Genomic DNA, 18,042 nt, shown 5'->3' with positions numbered 1-18,042 from the left:
AATAAACTAACTAAATATATGGGATTCGCTGACATTTTAACATCATTATTCGGAAATAAGTCTCAAAGAGACTTAAAAGAAATCAATCCGTATGTAGACCGTATCAAAGCTGTATATCCTTCTATCGAACGTCTGACACACGATGAATTACGTGCAAAGACAATGGAGATCAGACAAAAAGTTCAGGAGTACGTAGCAGCAGAAAAGAATAAAATAGCAGAACTCAAAGCCAATATCGAATCACTGGATATTGATCAACGTGAGGATGTATGGGTAGAAGTAGATAAGCTGGAAAAAGAAATAACTGACAAGTATGAGAAAGTATTAGACGAAGTACTTCCCGAAGCTTTTTCTATAGTAAAAGAGACCGCTCGCCGTTTGACTGAGAATGAAGAGATTGTAGTTACAGCCACAGAGTTTGATAGAGAGCTGGCAGTAGATCATGACTTCGTGCGTATTGATGAAGATAAAGCTATATATCAAAATCACTGGCAAGCAGGAGGTACAGAAATACAATGGAATATGATCCATTATGATGTACAGCTGTTTGGTGGTGTTGTGCTTCATAAAGGTAAAATCGCCGAAATGGCTACAGGGGAAGGTAAAACACTGGTAGGTACTTTGCCTGTATTCCTTAATGCACTTACTGGTAATGGTGTGCATGTGGTTACGGTGAATGACTATCTGGCAAAACGTGACTCTGAGTGGATGGGACCAATTTACATGTTTAACGGACTTTCTGTAGATTGTATCGATAAACATCAGCCTAACTCAGAAGGCCGTCGTAAAGCATACCAAGCAGATATTACTTTCGGGACAAACAATGAGTTTGGTTTCGATTATCTACGTGACAATATGGCAATCAATCCGTCAGATCTTGTTCAGCGCAAGCATAATTATGCGATTGTCGACGAGGTAGACTCCGTATTGATTGACGATGCTCGTACTCCATTGATTATCTCCGGGCCTGTACCTAGGGGTGAACAACAGTTGTTTGAAGAATTTCGTCCACGTGTGGAGATTATCGTAAAAGCACAACGAGATCTTTGTACTAAATTACTTGCTGAAGCAAAAGCTAAAATGGCTTCCAGTGATAAGAAAGAGCAAGAAGAAGGATCGTTGTTGTTATATCGTTCATTCAAAGGGTTACCAAAGAACAAGCCTCTTATCAAGTTCCTTAGTGAACCGGGTATAAAGGCATCTATGTTGAAGACTGAAGAGCACTATATGAGCGAACAAATGCGTAATATGCATATTGTTACAGATGATCTTTATTTCACTATAGATGAAAAAAATAACAGCATAGAGCTCACAGATAAAGGTATCGATTTGCTTACAGGTAATTCTGATGACCCATTGTTCTTTGTTTTGCCTGATATCGGGTCTCTATTATCTGACTTGGAAAATCAATCGCTTACTGACAGTCAAAAAGCAGAAAAGAAAGACGAGTTGATGCAAAACTATTCTATCAAGTCGGAACGAGTACATACAGTCAACCAGTTGCTAAAAGCTTATGCTTTATTCGATAGAGATGATGAGTATGTGGTTATCGATAATAAGGTAATGATTGTTGATGAGCAAACAGGACGTATCATGGATGGTCGCCGCTATTCGGACGGATTGCACCAAGCGATAGAGGCTAAAGAGCGTGTTAAAGTAGAAGCTGCAACACAGACATTTGCAACTATTACATTGCAGAACTATTTTCGTATGTATCATAAGCTTTCGGGTATGACCGGTACAGCTGAGACAGAAGCAGGTGAGTTGTGGAATATCTACAAATTGGATGTGGTTGTAATTCCTACCAATAGACCGATCGCGCGTAAGGATATGAATGACCGTATATATAAAACAAAACGTGAAAAATATACAGCGGTTATACAAGAAATAGAAAAACTGGTAGGGGAAGGTCGTGCTGTACTTGTGGGTACAACATCTGTCGAAATCTCTGAGTTGCTGGGTAAGATGCTTACCATGCGTAAGATAAAGCATAATGTATTGAATGCTAAGTTGCACCAGCGTGAAGCTGAAGTCGTAGCTCTTGCCGGACAACCAGGAGCTGTTACTATCGCAACAAACATGGCCGGTCGTGGTACCGACATCAAGCTTGCACCAAGTGTGAAAGAAGCAGGAGGGTTGGCGATTATCGGTACAGAAAGACATGAATCTCGTCGTGTCGACCGTCAGTTGAGAGGTCGTGCAGGACGTCAGGGTGACCCGGGTTCATCCGTATTCTACATCTCGTTAGAAGATGATTTGATGCGTTTGTTTGCATCGGAACGTATTGCCGGAATGATGGACCGTATGGGCTTCAAAGAAGGAGAAATGCTTGAGCATAATATGCTTAGCAAGTCTGTAGAAAGAGCTCAGAAGAAAGTTGAAGAAAACAACTTTGGTATTCGTAAACGCTTGTTGGAATATGATGATGTAATGAATTCTCAACGTGAAGTTGTGTACAAACGTCGCCGTCATGCTCTTATGGGTGAACGTATTGGTATCGATATCGTGAATATGATATATGATACGGCTGTGAGTTTAACAGAGCAACATGCCGATAATCTTGATTATGAAGGATTGACGGTTGATATGCTACGTTTGTTTACGACAGAACCACCTGTTGATGAAGCGACATTCCGTTCTACCAAGCCTGATACATTGACCGATATGATATATGATAAGGCTATCCAGAACTTCAAACATAAGATGGATCGTTTAGCAGAAATTGCCAATCCGGTAATCAAACAGGTTTACGAAGAACAAGGTGATAAGTTCGAGAATATTCTTATTCCTATCTCAGACGGAAGACGTGTTTATAATATCTCTTGTAATCTGAAAGAGGCATACGAAACACAATCTAAAGATGTGATCAAATCTTTTGAAAAATCAATAGTCCTTCATACAATCGATGAAGAGTGGAAAGAACATCTTCGTGAAATGGACGATTTGCGTCAATCCGTTCAGAATGCCAGCTATGAACAAAAAGACCCATTATTGATTTATAAACTAGAGTCTTTCAGTCTGTTTAAGAGCATGTTAAACAGCATAAATAGTAAGGCGGTAACAATTCTTATGCGTGGACAGATACCTGTTCGTGAACCGGAACAAGTACGTCAGGCAGAACCGGAACAAAAGACTGACTATAGCCGTTACCGTACCGAACGTAATGATATAGAAGATGGACAACAAAGAGCTTCGGCTCCGGGTCAAGGGCAAGCAGCTCAGGAACGGCCAAGAGTGACAGCTCCTATACAAGTAGACAAAAAGCCGGGGCGCAATGATCCTTGTTTTTGTGGCAGTGGGAAAAAGTATAAAAACTGTCATGGAAGAAATGAATAATCGGAAGTAAATACTTGATATATTTATAATAATGAAAAGCCCGACAAGTAAGTTTCTGTCGGGCTTTTTTTATGTTATTATGTTTTCTAATACAAACAAAATTTGTATCTTAGCATGTTTTTTAATTGTCAGAAAAACAAAGTGTAAATGTACTTTACAAATATTTGAAAATAAAAATTTTAACTTAAGATAATGGCAGAAACAGAGGACAGAATTATCAGGATCAATATTGAAGACGAAATGAAGTCGGCATATATCGACTATTCTATGTCAGTAATTGTATCCCGTGCATTACCCGATGTAAGAGATGGATTTAAGCCTGTTCACCGTCGTATCCTTTACGGTATGAGTGAGCTAGGTAATACGTCAAACAAACCGCACAAAAAATCCGCAAGGATTGTAGGGGAAGTGTTAGGTAAGTATCACCCACATGGAGACTCTTCTGTCTATTTTGCAATGGTGCGTATGGCTCAAGAATGGAGCATGCGTTACCTTTTGGTAGATGGACAGGGTAATATGGGGAGTGTAGATGGTGATAGTCCCGCCGCCATGCGTTATACAGAGGCCAGGTTAAGTCGTTTGGCCGAAGAAATGCTTAAAGATATTGACAAGGAAACTGTTGATTTTCAATTAAACTTCGACGATACGTTACAAGAGCCGACAGTGCTTCCTACACGTATACCTAATTTGCTTATAAATGGAGCTTCGGGTATTGCTGTTGGGATGGCTACGAATATGGCTCCTCACAATATGACAGAGTCTATTGATGCTATTGTAGCATATATAAACGATAGAGATATCGATACCGATGGTTTGATGCAATATATCAAAGCACCTGATTTTCCATCAGGAGGGTTTATATATGGTTATCAAGGAGTAAGGGATGCTTTTGAAACAGGGCGAGGACGTGTGGTTATGCGCGGTCGTGCCGAAATAGAGACAGAAGGTAATCATGAAAAAATAGTAATTACCGAAATACCTTATCTGGTAAATAAAGCTGAATTAATCAAGCATATAGCTGACCTGGTTGGAGAAAAAAGACTGGATGGTATCAGTAATGTTAACGACGAGTCTGACCGCCAAGGAATGCGTATCGTTGTAGATATCAAGCGTGATGCTAATGCGAATGTTGTGCTAAATAAATTGTATAAGCTTACAGCTCTACAATCTTCATTTAGTGTTAATAATATTGCTTTGGTAAAGGGACGTCCTAGAACGTTGAATCTTAAGGATATGATATCATTATTCGTTGAACACAGAATAGATGTTGTTATCCGCAGAACTACATACGATTTACGTAAGGCCGAAGAGCGTGCTCATATTCTGGAAGGATTAATAATTGCATCAGATAATATAGACGAAGTAATAGCTCTTATAAGGGCTTCTAAATCGCCTCAGGAAGCTATTGAAAGTTTGATGAATAGATTCGACCTGAGCGAGATACAGTCTCGTGCAATCGTTGAAATGCGTTTGCGTCAATTAACCGGACTTGAACAAGATAAACTTCGTAATGAATATGACGAAATACAGAAACTAATTGCTTACCTGAACGAAATCCTATCGAACGAAGATCTTCGGATGCAGGTAATCAAAGATGAACTGATAGAAATAAAGAATAAATATGGTGATGCTCGTCGTACAGAGATTGTATATGCATCTGAAGAACTCAACCCTGAAGATTTCTATGCAAATGATGAGATGATCATAACAGTATCTCATTTCGGATATATCAAACGTACACCTCTTACCGAGTTTCGTGCACAAAACAGAGGTGGAGTAGGAGCTAAAGGTTCTGAAACACGTGACGCAGATTTTATTGAACACATCTATCCGGCATCGATGCACAACTATATATTATTATTTACTCAAAAAGGTAAATGTTTTTGGTTGCGTGTATTTGATATTCCGGAAGGAACCAAGAATTCAAAAGGAAGGGCTATACAGAACTTGCTGAATATTGAATCGGACGATAAGGTTACGGCATTTATTCGTGTCAGAGGATTTAGTGATACTGATTACATTAATAGTCATTATCTTGTATTCTGTACAAAAGCAGGAGTTATCAAGAAAACCAGACTTGAAGCATATTCTCGTCCTCGCCAGAATGGGGTCAACGCAATTACTATTCGTGAAGATGACAGAGTGATTGAAGTCTTGATGACTGATGGAGACAGTGAAATTCTCATAGCAAATCGTAATGGACGAGCAATTCGTTTCCATGAATCAGATGTTCGTGAGATGGGGCGTACTGCTACCGGAGTAAGGGGTATGCGTATCGATGAGGATGGACAAGACGAAGTGATAGGAATGTTGGCTATGTCTAAAGAAGATCAGAAAACTCATACTATCATGGTGGTTTCAGAGCAGGGATATGGAAAACGTACTAATCTGAATGATAAAGACGAAGAAGGAAATGATCTTTTTGATGAAGATGGCAATATTATTCCTGTATATCGTATAACCAGTAGGGGAGGTAAGGGTGTTAAAACATTGAACATAACAGATAAGACCGGTAAGCTCGTTTCTATAAATAGTGTTACTGATGATAACGATTTAATGATAATTAACAAGTCTGGTATTACAATTCGTCTAAAAGTTTCAGATATTCGCACTATGGGACGTGCTACACAGGGCGTTAGACTCATAAATTTAGGAAAACGAAATGATGAAATAGCATCTGTTTGTAAGGTCGATTCCGAAGATGAAGAAGATATTGAACTTGCCGAAATAGAGTTGGATGAAGATACCCAGAATAACTCAACCCTGGATGAAAATGAGGAAATAAATAACTGATATATGAACTAAAAAAATAATTATGAAGCGAAGTTTATTATTAATAACATTATGCATATTTGCAGGATTCTCTTTTGCCCAGAAAAAAGCCGTGAAAGATGCAAAATCCGCAATGAAGAACGTTGATGAAGCAAGAGAATTAATCAAACCCGCACTCACTAATCCTGAAACTGTGAATGATCCTGAAACATGGAAAATAGCAGGTGATATCGAGTACAAAGCGTTTGATGATGAACGAACTTTAGAAATGCAAAAAGAGATCACCGGTAAAGGAGGGAATGAAGAAAAGATGTATATTGGACTTTACAATATGTATGATCCATATATCAAAGCTGATGAACTAGGTCAGATACCAAATGAAAAAGGACAGGTAAAGAACAAGTTCAGAAAGGATATTGTTAAAAATATGAGAGATGGACACAGGTTCTATATTAATGGAGGTGTGTACTATAACGAGAAGAAAGACTTTAAGAGAGCAACTGACTTTTTTGAAAGATACTGGGAGCTTCCTTCTTTAGCTATGTTTGAAGATACAAAAGGTGACTTCAATACACAAGATAGTGTTTATCAGACTATCAAATATTATGCTGTTATTAGCTCTATCCAATCGGCTGATCATGACCGTTCTATCAAACTATTGAAGAAAATTATTGCTGAACCTTACGTTCAGAACAGTACTTATAAGGAAAGTGATGCATATGAACTCTTAGCTAGTGAATACCAACAAGTAAATGATAGTCTTGCGTTTGTACAAGTATTGAATGATGGTGCTAAGAAATTCCCTGGTAATAAATATTTCACACCAAACTTGATCAATGAGTTCATTAGAGGAGGCAAGACGGCAGAAGCTATGGCTTATCTGGATCAAGCGATTGCTAACGATCCAAGCAATACTTGTGAATTGATAGGTGTAAAAGCATCATTATATGCTGAGCAAAAAAATTATGCAAGTGCAGAACCTGCATATCTACAAGCTATCGCTGCTGATGCTAACTGTGAGAAAGCTCTTGAAGGTTTAGGCGTGTTGTATATACTTCAGGCCCAGGATGTAAAAGAAAAAGCTGGTCAAACAAATAGTAGAAGTGAACAAGCACAGTTAGATAAGCAAACTGCAGACTTTTACCAGAAATCTTTACCATATCTTGAAAAATATAGAGATTTGTTGAAAGCCAGAGGTGCTGATTTTGATTTAGATATCAAACCTGCATTAATGAAATTACAAAATGTATATTATAACTTGAGTCTATTGAATATAGATAAATCAGCTGAATATGAAGCAGTTCAAAAAGAGCTAGGTATATCAGATAAGCAATAATATTTATACTATAAATAATAATAAGCGTCCGGAACTTTTTAGTTCCGGACGCTTTTGTTTTATCATATGTTTAAATAAGGTGAAACTTTATTGCTTCTTGTTAATATTGAGGCTATTTATCACTTTTATTGTGGATAGTTTTTTGTAAATGAAAATAAAAAACTATTCAGATATGATGATGAGAAGATATCTAAAATAGATGACGGACGGAAACGCATTCTAGTCGCTGTAGACTTTTCCAGTTACTCAATAAAGGCTTGTCATGCAGCATTTACCATAGCGCAACAAACGAATGCTAAAGTGAAAATACTGCATGTATATCGGGTACATTTTCCAATTACATTCCCATTTGCTGATAATTTAAACAAAGATGATGAAAGTGATGTACTAAGTGTAGCTAGACGGAGAATGCTTGATTTTTGTAATGAAATAGATGAGAAAATTACACAAAAAGAATTTCCTCCTATAAATTATTCATATTCGTTACGTGAAGGACTCATTAGTGAAGAGATAGAAAACTTTGTAGAAGAATATAAACCATTCTTACTTGTTTTAGGTACTAAAGGTTTAAGTAACAATAAGAGGAATGTAGTAGGGAATGTAACGGCTGATATAATTGAGATGACCAATGTGCCTGTGATGGCTATTCCGGAGAACTTTACGATTGAAAATACTCTTGATTTTCAGAATATAGCTTTTCTTACAAACTTTCAGAAAAGGGATCTGGACGCTTTTGATTTCTTAGTTAATATATTGAAGCCTTATCCTAATGTAAGAATAACGCTTACCCATGTAAATGTAATAAACAAAAAAGATGAGAAATGGTCTGAGGCTGAGCTTGCTGAAATGAAGAAGTATTTTATCGATAAATATCCGGAACTGAATGTTAGCTATCAACTTATCGATGGTCCAAACATGGCGGATTCGATTAATGAATTTATCAAAAAAGAAAACATTAATATAGTTATGCTAAATACTAAACGACGGAATCTTTTTGGTCGGATCTTTTTACCTAGTATATCTAGAAAGGTTTTAATAAATTCTGATGTTGCCCTTATTATCTTTAGATAGAATCTTAAAAATAGCATAGCGAATGATAGCCAAATTTAAAACGCTATCATTTGTTATATAATTACTATTATGTTTAATTGTATATTTAAAATCTATTATTACAAACTCAAGTTATATCGCCTCTCTCTTTTTTAGTTATCTTTGATTATAATTCTAGATTTTATAAAAATCTATTCACTAGCATTCAAAAATAGAATTTATGGATCATATTGAGAACGATGAACAATTTCAAGGATTAAGTGTAAATAAAGGCACTTCAGAGCAACCGACTATTAATCCTTATCTAAATAGCTTCAAGAAATTTAAACGCAAAACGTATTCTGTGTCTGAATATGTTGATGGTATTCGCAAGGGAAATATATCTATTCTTGGACAGGCAGTTACACTTATTGAAAGTTCTAAACCTGAACATCAGGCAATAGCACAAGAGGTTATCGAAAAATGTTTACCATATACAGGCGATTCTGTTCGAATTGGTATTACAGGTGTACCCGGAGCCGGAAAAAGTACTTCTATTGATGCATTTGGAATGCATATTCTGAAAAAAAATAATAAACTAGCGGTTCTTGCTATAGATCCATCAAGTGAATTGACTAAAGGAAGTATACTTGGAGATAAGACTCGTATGGAACGTTTGTCTGTTGAAAAAAATGCGTTTATACGCCCCTCCCCTTCTGCCGGATCCTTAGGTGGTGTAGCTCGCAAGACGAGAGAAACGATTATACTCTGTGAAGCTGCTGGATTTGACCGTATTATAATCGAAACAGTTGGTGTTGGGCAGTCTGAAACCGCAGTACACTCTATGGTCGATTTCTTTTTACTTATACAATTAGCCGGAACCGGAGATGAATTGCAAGGTATCAAGCGTGGTATAATGGAGATGGCAGACGGAATTGTTATAAACAAGGCTGATGGTAATAATATAGAGAAGTCTCGTTTAGCACAGTCTCATTTTAAGAATGCTTTACACCTATTTCCTCTTCCGGAATCAGGATGGGTACCCAAAGTCTTAACTTACTCCGGATATTATGAGATAGGTATAGATGAAGTGTGGAATATGATTGATGAATATATTGCATTTGTCAAAGAAAATGGTTATTTTGAGCATAAACGTAACGATCAATCTCGCTATTGGATGTATGAAACGATTAACGAACGGTTAAAGAATAATTTTTATAACAATGCTCTCATACAAAAGGAATTAAGGATATGTGAAGAACAAGTACTTAATTCTCAGATAAGCTCATTTGCTGCTGCTAATAAAGTCTTAGATATTTATCAGAAGATATCTAAATGATAAGGAAACGTATATTATTGCAGATTTATAACCGAATATTTTCTTAGAAATCATTATATTTGTACACTTTAATAGAAATAATTTCATTGTTGAATTAACATTAATATAAATCATGGAGAAACCATATGCTATTGGGATTGATATTGGTGGAACCAATTCTGTTTTTGGTGTTGTAGACAAACGTGGACACATCATTAATCAGGGTTCTATCAAAACTGGTGCTTATAAAGAAATCAACGAATATGTAACAAATCTCTCAGCCGGAGTTCAAGAAATTATAGATCAGGTTGGAGGATCAAGCAATATCAAAGGTATTGGAGTTGGAGCTCCAAACGGAAATTACTTTACAGGTTGTATCGAATTTGCACCTAATCTTCCATGGAAAGGTGTTATTCCATTGGCTCAGATGCTGACAGACAAACTAAATGTACCTGTGGCATTAACCAATGACGCGAATGCAGCGGCTATAGGTGAAATGACTTATGGAGCAGCTCGTGGAATGAAAGATTTTATTGTTATTACATTAGGTACAGGCGTTGGTAGTGGTATCGTCGTAAATGGGCAGTTGGTATATGGCCACGATGGATTTGCAGGCGAACTAGGCCATACTACAATTCAACGTAATGGACGTATGTGTGGTTGTGGTAAAAAAGGTTGCCTTGAAACATATAGTTCTGCCACCGGTGTAGCACGCACAGCGAGAGAGTTTCTTGAAACAAGAAAAGACCCAAGTTTATTAAGAGAACTTGATCCGAACGAAATAACATCAAAAGATGTCTATGATGCTGCTGTGAAAGGTGATGTTTTAGCAAAAGAAATATTTGAGTTTACCGGTCAGATGCTTGGAGAGGCGTTTGCAGACTTTGTAGCATTTTCTAGTCCCGAAGCGATCATACTATTTGGAGGATTAACCAAATCGAGCAAATTTATTTTTGATCCTGTACGCAAGCATATGGAAGAAAATATGTTGCCTATATTCCGTAACAAAATTAAGCTTTTAATGTCTGAGCTTAAAGAAAGCGATGCAGCCGTGCTTGGTGCAAGTGCATTGGGTTGGGAAGTAAAAGACTATTAAAAAGTTCTATAAATAGAAAGTATATATGTAGCAGTAGATTTTTTTCTACTGCTATTTTTTCATCAGTAATTTATTATAGTTGAATAGAGATTGATAATAAACTTTTTATAATAAATTAGTGTTTTACTTTAATATGAACTTTTAAAACACAACAAAATGGGAAAATTTGAAATTTCGAAGAGAAAGAATGGTGAATTCCAGTTTAATCTTAAAGCAGGCAATGGACAAGTTATATTAAGTAGTGAAGGATACACAAAAAAAGAAAATTGCAAAAATGGCATTGAATCTGTAAGAAAAAATAGCCAAGTTGAATCTCGTTTTGAAAAATTAGAATCAAAAAATGGCAAACCATATTTTAATCTAAAAGCCACGAATGGGCAGATTATAGGAACGAGCGAATTATACGAAAGTGTAGCTAGTCGCGATAACGGTATTGCATCTGTTGTTAAAAATGCACCTGATGCTGAAGTTGTAGATCTGAGTACAGAGTAATAAAGATAAGCCCCCTACCCTCTTTTTAGAAAAAAAATGCCATGCAAAGATATTCTCTTTGCATGGTACATTTTCTGTGTTTAATAGTGCGATTTCTAGTTATTCTTCTTCGCTGTAAGCAATTTCTCCATGTTGAGATATGTCAAGTCCGGTAGACTCGTCATCTTTGCTTACCCTCAGTCCAATAGTTTTATTAACAATAAAGAATAGTATGAATGTTAGAACAGCACTGTATACAACTGAAGCTCCAGTTGCAACAACCTGTATCCATAATTGATTCCAATCTCCGTATAATGCTCCTTGAACGCCCTCTGGGCCGGTGATAGCTCGTGTGGCAAATACCCCGGTAAGTATAGATCCAACTATACCACCGATACCGTGTACACCAAAAGCATCTAAAGAATCGTCGTATTTAAGTTTTGGTTTTACATAAGCAACCATAAAGAAACATACTAAAGCAGAAATTCCTCCTATGGCAAAAGCTCCGAGCACATCAGCAGTTCCTGCTGCGGGAGTTATTGCTACAAGCCCTGCAACAGCACCTGTACAAAATCCTACAATAGTTGGCTTTTTATAAAGAATCCATTCCAGAGCCATCCATATCACAGCTGCTGCAGATGTAGCTAAATGAGTTACAAGGAATGCATTTGCTGCCAATCCGTCAGCTGCAAGTCCACTACCTGCATTAAATCCAAACCATCCGAGCCATAGTAGAGATGTACCTATGAATACAAATGGGATGTTATGCGGTGTAAAAGGATGACCTATTGTTCTGTATCCTTTTCGGCGTCCTAACATGATAGCCATAACAAGAGCAGATATACCGGCATTGATATGTACCACAGTTCCTCCGGCAAAGTCAATGGCACCCATTTTCATTAGCCATCCACCGCCCCATACCCAGTGAGCCATTGGGTTGTAAACGATGATTGACCATAGGATGATAAAAACCACATAACCCGAAAACTTGATTCTTTCAGCAAAGGCACCAATAATCAAAGCCGGAGTGATAACTGCAAACATACACTGGAATAAGGCAAACAAAATCTCAGGAATGCCAACTCCGCTCATATATGTGTCTAATTTTATACCATGTAAAAATGCCTTATCAAATCCTCCGATAATTTGACCTAGAGGACTGCCGGAATCCATAAAGCTAGTACCAAATACCCAACTGTAGCCAAAAGCTACCCAGATAATACTAATTATACCGGTAGCCATAAGGCACTGCATAAGGATGCTCAAAATATTTTTTTGACGAACAAGACCTCCATAGAATAATGCTAACCCCGGAATTGTCATCATCATAACAAGCACAGTAGCTACTATAACCCATGCGGTATTCCCTGAATTTAAAACTGTAGGTTCTTCCGTAGCTGCTGCTACAGCTTCTACGGGAATAGCCGTTGTTGTTTTTAAAGAGTCAGCAACAGTTGTAAGAGAATCCTGTGCCCATACAGCTGTGGGTAAAACCATAGCTATAAACAATATAATAGTGACGTATTTGAATAATCGATGTTTCATATTTTTATTTTTTACCTAAAGCTTTTTAACCTAATCTTTATTTACTCTCTTCATCCTCTTCATCCTTGTCGTACAAGGCTTCGTCACCATGGTCTCCGGTGCGTATGCGGATTGATTGTTCTATCGCCGATACGAATATTCTACCATCTCCGCTTTCGCCTGTAAAAGCTGAACCCAAAATGGCATTAATTGATTTTTCTACATTTATATTTCTCACAACAAAAGCGATATAGATGCGTTCTATTGTATTTACATCATATGCTATACCTCTGAATATTAAACCTTGACGGGCACTTCCCTGTCCATTGACTTCCCACCATGACAAAAAGTCGATATCTGCTTCATGTAATGCTCGGCGGACTTCATTAAATTTTGATTTGCGAACGATTGCTTCAATTTTTTTCATATAAAAAATGATAAAGTGTTTTATTTATAATAAGGAGGTTCTTACTTAAAAGACATACCAAATACAAAATGTATATCTTCAAGATTTGGGTTGCAGATGATATGCCCAAATATTGGTAAAGAAAATGAGTCTGTAACTTTTAAACTTTTGGATGCTTTTAAAGATATAGAAGTGAAATTGAATCCATTTGTTCCATAAACAGCACTTTCCCAAGGTGTGAATCCTGTTGATATTCCCATGTCTATTCCCGCAACTGAGAATGGATAAGCTAACTCGATGTAAGTAGAATAAGAATTTTTACCATCTTCTTTCTTATTTCCTTTGCCTAATAGGAATGTATTCCATGTAACATTTAAAGGGAATGATTCGGGCAGTGTATAGCCTAATGATGTTTCTAAATAATGTCCATTGTTACTTCCTTGAGGGCTACTCAAATATCGATACTGGCCTTCTCCATCCCACCAGTAATCTGTAACAGCAATTTTAAATCCGCTATTTTCGTATGCGGCAGTAAAGTCTACTTCTTTTTTACCATTTTCGCTAGTAAAATCTGTAGAAGCCCATGCTCCTAGTGAGAATCCATTTACACTAGCACTTAATGTTGGTTGAAAACTGGCTCCGGCTTGCTTATAACCGCGCCATGCATAGGAACTTACTAAATCGGCTCCGAAATCAATATTAACTGATTGCGATTTTACGGATAAAGTAGAGAGGAAAGCAAATAATACTATAGCCAGACAACCTTTTTTACCTAAAATTAGAGTTTCCATAATCAAAATATTTAAAGATATTAAAATTCATCTTTATTATTCATTTTGATTAGATATATTGGTTATGAGTTTCTTTTTGATTTATTTATTTGCAAAAATATGACAAAATATTTTATAAATCAAAATAAAGTGTAAAATATTTCAAAAAATATTTAGTGAAGTCATAAATTTGGTAGATATCAATATTGTAAATGTTGTTTATGTTGCTACTTTTTTAAGTATCAATTCTCGTAAACTTTTTTATTTATTTATATTTTTCCATTTAAATTTTCATAGAATACTTAAGCCGATAATTTTTCTTTATTTTTAATCCTTTGAAACACAATGATGTTAAATTTTATTCAAAAAAATCTTTGTAAATCTATTGCAGGATTCAAATCCTTATCCTATCTTTGCATCGCATTTGAGAGGAAATGCTGCTAATAAAAAAGCAAAAATAAAATGGTGTGGTAGTTCAGTTGGTTAGAATACCTGCCTGTCACGCAGGGGGTCGCGGGTTCGAGTCCCGTCCATACCGCCAAAAGCCTTGATAGTCTATTGATTATCAAGGCTTTTTCTTTTGTTGTCGTGCATCTGTCGTGCAAATTCATATTTGTCCTATTCTTTTCCTGCCATTATGCAATACAAGAAAATATTAGCAGAACAAGATAATTTCACTAAGTTATTTCAGTTCTTCTTGATAATATCGTTCTAAATATCGGCGAGTAAAATGCCTCATATCTTTACTAAACATATATAACTCTTCTGATTTACCGAACATTTCCCGATACATTGGTTGTCCAAGTATGTCTAACGATTGCTCAAAAGTTTCAAGGGACTTTCCTTTTTCTTCTTTAGATTTTGACGATTTAAGAATATTATAAGTTTCAAGTCCGACTTCATATATCCAAGGAAAATCATCCTTAAATAAACTAATCATCATCAAGAAACTTAAGGCTGGATTTTTTTCTTTCAATTCCGTATACATTATTTCATCCAACATCATTGGATGAAATTTCCTTCGTCTTCTTCTTTCAGGGTCATATAATCTATTTTCAATTAGAGACGGTAATGTTTCTATTTTCGCTTTCAATTCTTCCATTGATTTAGAGGATTGTAATCCTTTATCTATACCAGCAACAGTCAGTCGCAAATCGGAAATTGCTTCAACAATATCAGCCAAAGACCGCTCTTCTGCGTCTCCACTTTCTTTTAAAACCTTTAAGTCTAAGGATACAGATATAGGGTTTTGAACTTCACTACCTCCGATTTCAATCGATTTCACTTGCGACGATATTTCCTCTTTCGCAGCTGCTACACTATCTAAGTTGTGAAGATCAAACTGTATTACCCTTGTTGCAGCGACATCAAAAGGAATAACATCCCCTTTTCTTATCATTTGAACGAGAGGTTTTCTCATTGCATGTCTAATTGCCAGTTCATAAAACACGTTTGGATTATGGTCTGTCAAATCAGCAATCACAAGTTCGGCATCTACTATATACTCTATAATTTGAGTTGTGATGATTCCCGGTTCGGAGATTTTATCCGCTCTGATTACTTCATACCCTAATTGTGATACCGGTTGAGTAATGATATGTTTTAGTATTTGATCTGAGCGTGTTCTGGTTTCAGATCCTTCCTCCCCAATGGGAGATATCACAAAACAAATTTTCTTATCCTCTTTTTTCATCATATCTTTTTAGATTTTAATTCTTTGAGCAATTTTATCAGCAATTTCTTCAATAGTATAATCTGTCGTATTAATAGCCAGCATATCTGCTATCAAAGGGCTATAATTCATTACCTCATTTTTCGATATTTTATGCCACAACGGTAATATAACTTTAGCCCCATTTACCTCTCTAGCAAAAAGACCATCCAATTCTCTTTGAGGCCATTCTTTATTAAAGAATGATTCAGAAAGCACGACTATTCCATAAGTGGAATTTCTCAGGCCATTATCGATAGAACGCCTTAGACTATCTCCCAATCGAAGTTCAAACTCATCATACCAAACAGCAATATTTTGGGCTTGCAATGCCTCAACAAAAGGTCGAACAAAATTTTCTTTATCTTCTGATGCGTGAGAAACAAACACATCATATTTTTTATCTGGCAATATAGATTCTGTCTGAAAATGTGTTGTTTGGAAGCTATCTGCTGAAATTGTTCTCTGTCTTTCCATTTCACGAGTAATACTTTGTTGTAAAGAGAGCATCTCTTTTTGTTCTTTCTTTGTTTTATCTCGCTCTTTTTGCTCTTCCTTACTAAGCTCTTGGGTCAATTTTGTCCGTTTAATTTGTTTGTCTGATAATGTTTTTACCTTTCCTGCTTTATCTTTGGTTAGTTTATTTATATCCTCATTTTTTTTTGTTAAATCTTTCTGATGCGTTATTATACGTTTCAAGTCTTTTTCTCTATTCATCTTATCTAAGATACTGTTAGCTTCTCTCTCTTTACGAGTAATATTATTATTTATTGTTTGAATTTGATTTTCAAGACTATGTATTTCCCTGTCAACACTAGAAATAGAACTGTTTATGCTTTGTATGCTCATGAGAATGATAATTTTGTTATAAAGAGTAAAGATAGTTAATCCTAATCATACTGAAAATCAACAAGTATCGTAAAAATAAAAAATCTTCGTAATTTTGTAGAGAAATTTAGTGAAGTATGGATAAGTATCGAAAAATATACAACGATAACTTCTTGGGAACATCAGATGTTTCCATCCTTAAATTCTATTATGCCAGCTTTAAGATACAACAAGCAAAAGGTAAAGCTCCTAATGTAAATGTCTTTTTAGATGATTGTGCGAAAATATCCGAAGAGAGTAACCTTATGCTAAAGGTTTCCAGCGTAATACCGTTCTTTAATTTGCTCTTTGGAACAGGTAGAGAACAAAAATATATAGCTGAAATAATAAGAACTAAACGAGAAGAAGTCGAGAAGCTATTCATACAGGATGATATTTCGGATAAAGCTATAAAATCTATATTGTATGGCATATCACCTATTACACAAGCTGGTAGCTTGACAAAAGAAGATATGATACAGGTAGTAAAGGATAAAATTCTCAAATGCTATTCTATAAAAGGCCGGAAGCAATTAGGCGACCGTATCTTCGGCTATTTATTGGCTTCGGAACTTATTTCCGCCTATACACCTGAAGAGCGATTACAAGCATGGCAAATGCTTATAGGAGAAAAAATTGCTCCGTCCGATACAAAGCTACATGCCAACCCGTCCTTAAACCGTAGTAACGTAGATACTAAAACACTTCTAAAGCATTTGGATACGATTCGAGAATTTTATTCCGGAATCGGACTAATAAAAGCAGTTTCCATTATCGAAAAGGATATGAAGATCTTATCGCATAAAGGCGCCTGATACTCTCTCCTTATTTCTTGCATTTACACTTATTTATTCTTAATATAATACACGGATTTGTCCCGTTTAGTGAGTTGTTGTCCCAATCTGTCCTGTGAAGGCAAGTTTCTTATTATCAGATAAATTGTTATATATATTTGTCTTTCGAAATTTCTAAAATTATTAATAAAATGAGAAAGACATTCAAGAAATTCTGGTTAAAATCAGAAAATGAGGAAGCTGTTGAGAATAGTATTCCTCAAGAACAAGCATCACCGGTTGACAAGGCGATGAGTAACCTAATCAAGATGAAAGAGGCTGTAAAACTTCTCAAGGCTTCTGCTCCTACTGTCCGTAAATATGCCCGACTCGGTTATTATAAAGAATACCGATTCGGCGAAAAACTGGTCTTTTACAACAAAGAAGAAATCTTAAACTTTATCCTAAGCCGATTCGAAACCGCAGAAGATTCTTGATGCCATGAAAGAAAAATCATCAACCTCAGCCCGTAGGTCGAAAAACGAACGGATTGAAGAGGAACTGCGGACACTGTACAGCTTTCGGTTCAATACCGTAAAGAGCCGTACAGAGTACCGGGATATCCATGCACAA

At 36.2% G+C, this 18,042-nt stretch carries 14 protein-coding genes and 1 tRNA gene; 10 read left to right on the top strand and 5 right to left on the bottom strand.

The features are described 5' to 3' along the window. Nucleotides 1-18 precede the first annotated feature (18 nt). The 7 genes from secA to PKC55_RS06855 all read left to right on the top strand — a co-directional run bounded on the left by secA (nt 19) and on the right by PKC55_RS06855 (nt 11,379). The gene (secA, locus tag PKC55_RS06885) at nt 19-3,336 is read left to right on the top strand and encodes a preprotein translocase subunit SecA (RefSeq protein WP_291127973.1); all 3,318 of its coding nucleotides are present in this window, start codon (nt 19-21) and stop codon (nt 3,334-3,336) included. A 192-nt stretch (nt 3,337-3,528) separates the two neighbouring features. Beyond that, the gene (gene gyrA / locus PKC55_RS06880) at nt 3,529-6,129 is read left to right on the top strand and encodes a DNA gyrase subunit A (RefSeq protein ID WP_291127976.1); all 2,601 of its coding nucleotides are present in this window, start codon (nt 3,529-3,531) and stop codon (nt 6,127-6,129) included. Between the two features lie 22 nt (nt 6,130-6,151). After that, a complete protein-coding gene (locus PKC55_RS06875) occupies nt 6,152-7,444 on the top strand; it encodes a tetratricopeptide repeat protein (RefSeq protein WP_291127979.1) in 1,293 nt (430 codons plus the stop codon). A gap of 186 nt (nt 7,445-7,630) precedes the next feature. Beyond that, on the top strand, nt 7,631-8,515 hold the full coding sequence (locus PKC55_RS06870) for a universal stress protein (protein ID WP_324372565.1): 885 nt from the start codon (nt 7,631-7,633) through the stop codon (nt 8,513-8,515). A 199-nt stretch (nt 8,516-8,714) separates the two neighbouring features. Further along, nucleotides 8,715-9,812 (top strand): methylmalonyl Co-A mutase-associated GTPase MeaB, encoded by a 1,098-nt coding sequence (gene meaB / locus PKC55_RS06865; protein WP_291127985.1) that lies wholly within the window; start codon nt 8,715-8,717, stop codon nt 9,810-9,812. 112 nt (nt 9,813-9,924) lie between these two features. Beyond that, nucleotides 9,925-10,887 (top strand): ROK family protein, encoded by a 963-nt coding sequence (locus tag PKC55_RS06860; protein ID WP_135106107.1) that lies wholly within the window; start codon nt 9,925-9,927, stop codon nt 10,885-10,887. 156 nt (nt 10,888-11,043) lie between these two features. Then, entirely contained in the window at nt 11,044-11,379 is a 336-nt protein-coding gene (locus PKC55_RS06855) for a YegP family protein (protein WP_291127988.1), read from the top strand. 99 nt (nt 11,380-11,478) lie between these two features. Here the strand turns inward: PKC55_RS06855 and PKC55_RS06850 are convergent, their stop codons facing one another. From PKC55_RS06850 to PKC55_RS06840, 3 genes are read right to left on the bottom strand one after another with little or no spacing between them, the layout of a single operon-like run. Next, complete coding sequence (locus PKC55_RS06850) at nt 11,479-12,903, bottom strand: ammonium transporter (RefSeq protein ID WP_324372404.1); 1,425 nt, start codon at nt 12,901-12,903, stop codon at nt 11,479-11,481. A gap of 37 nt (nt 12,904-12,940) precedes the next feature. Continuing rightward, the gene (locus PKC55_RS06845; RefSeq protein ID WP_135106111.1) at nt 12,941-13,309 is read right to left on the bottom strand and encodes a P-II family nitrogen regulator; all 369 of its coding nucleotides are present in this window, start codon (nt 13,307-13,309) and stop codon (nt 12,941-12,943) included. Between the two features lie 41 nt (nt 13,310-13,350). Next, nucleotides 13,351-14,079 (bottom strand): TorF family putative porin, encoded by a 729-nt coding sequence (locus PKC55_RS06840; protein ID WP_291127993.1) that lies wholly within the window; start codon nt 14,077-14,079, stop codon nt 13,351-13,353. 443 nt (nt 14,080-14,522) lie between these two features. On the opposite strand from PKC55_RS06840, the gene PKC55_RS06835 reads away from it, so the two are divergent. Continuing rightward, nucleotides 14,523-14,599, top strand: a tRNA-Asp gene (locus PKC55_RS06835). 141 nt (nt 14,600-14,740) lie between these two features. Here the strand turns inward: PKC55_RS06835 and PKC55_RS06830 are convergent. Together PKC55_RS06830 and PKC55_RS06825 are read right to left on the bottom strand one after the other, a co-directional pair. Continuing rightward, nucleotides 14,741-15,754: a hypothetical protein gene (locus tag PKC55_RS06830; RefSeq protein ID WP_291127996.1), complete on the bottom strand. Its 1,014-nt coding sequence runs from the start codon at nt 15,752-15,754 to the stop codon at nt 14,741-14,743. A gap of 6 nt (nt 15,755-15,760) precedes the next feature. Further along, nucleotides 15,761-16,618, bottom strand: coding sequence for a toll/interleukin-1 receptor domain-containing protein (locus PKC55_RS06825; RefSeq protein WP_050702519.1), 858 nt, complete (start codon nt 16,616-16,618; stop codon nt 15,761-15,763). A 116-nt stretch (nt 16,619-16,734) separates the two neighbouring features. Between PKC55_RS06825 and PKC55_RS06820 the strand changes: the two genes are divergently transcribed. Further along, nucleotides 16,735-17,451, top strand: coding sequence for a hypothetical protein (locus PKC55_RS06820; RefSeq protein WP_324372401.1), 717 nt, complete (start codon nt 16,735-16,737; stop codon nt 17,449-17,451). Between the two features lie 170 nt (nt 17,452-17,621). Beyond that, nucleotides 17,622-17,906: a MerR family transcriptional regulator gene (locus PKC55_RS06815; RefSeq protein WP_308601652.1), complete on the top strand. Its 285-nt coding sequence runs from the start codon at nt 17,622-17,624 to the stop codon at nt 17,904-17,906. Nucleotides 17,907-18,042: the final 136 nt, after the last annotated feature.

The organism is Dysgonomonas sp., from assembly GCF_035323175.1.
In the GTDB taxonomy this organism is placed as follows: domain Bacteria; phylum Bacteroidota; class Bacteroidia; order Bacteroidales; family Dysgonomonadaceae; genus Dysgonomonas.
This window is presented reverse-complemented; position numbering and strand designations above follow the sequence as displayed.

Coding starts and splice junctions, on each gene's coding strand:
- PKC55_RS06830 (WP_291127996.1), bottom strand. CDS start 15,754: ATGATGAAAAAAGAGGATAAGAAAATTTGTTTTGTGATATCTCCCATT.
- gyrA (WP_291127976.1), top strand. CDS start 3,529: ATGGCAGAAACAGAGGACAGAATTATCAGGATCAATATTGAAGACGAA.
- PKC55_RS06840 (WP_291127993.1), bottom strand. CDS start 14,079: ATGGAAACTCTAATTTTAGGTAAAAAAGGTTGTCTGGCTATAGTATTA.
- PKC55_RS06860 (WP_135106107.1), top strand. CDS start 9,925: ATGGAGAAACCATATGCTATTGGGATTGATATTGGTGGAACCAATTCT.
- PKC55_RS06855 (WP_291127988.1), top strand. CDS start 11,044: ATGGGAAAATTTGAAATTTCGAAGAGAAAGAATGGTGAATTCCAGTTT.
- PKC55_RS06845 (WP_135106111.1), bottom strand. CDS start 13,309: ATGAAAAAAATTGAAGCAATCGTTCGCAAATCAAAATTTAATGAAGTC.
- meaB (WP_291127985.1), top strand. CDS start 8,715: ATGGATCATATTGAGAACGATGAACAATTTCAAGGATTAAGTGTAAAT.
- PKC55_RS06850 (WP_324372404.1), bottom strand. CDS start 12,903: ATGAAACATCGATTATTCAAATACGTCACTATTATATTGTTTATAGCT.
- PKC55_RS06820 (WP_324372401.1), top strand. CDS start 16,735: ATGGATAAGTATCGAAAAATATACAACGATAACTTCTTGGGAACATCA.
- secA (WP_291127973.1), top strand. CDS start 19: ATGGGATTCGCTGACATTTTAACATCATTATTCGGAAATAAGTCTCAA.
- PKC55_RS06875 (WP_291127979.1), top strand. CDS start 6,152: ATGAAGCGAAGTTTATTATTAATAACATTATGCATATTTGCAGGATTC.
- PKC55_RS06825 (WP_050702519.1), bottom strand. CDS start 16,618: ATGAGCATACAAAGCATAAACAGTTCTATTTCTAGTGTTGACAGGGAA.
- PKC55_RS06815 (WP_308601652.1), top strand. CDS start 17,622: ATGAGAAAGACATTCAAGAAATTCTGGTTAAAATCAGAAAATGAGGAA.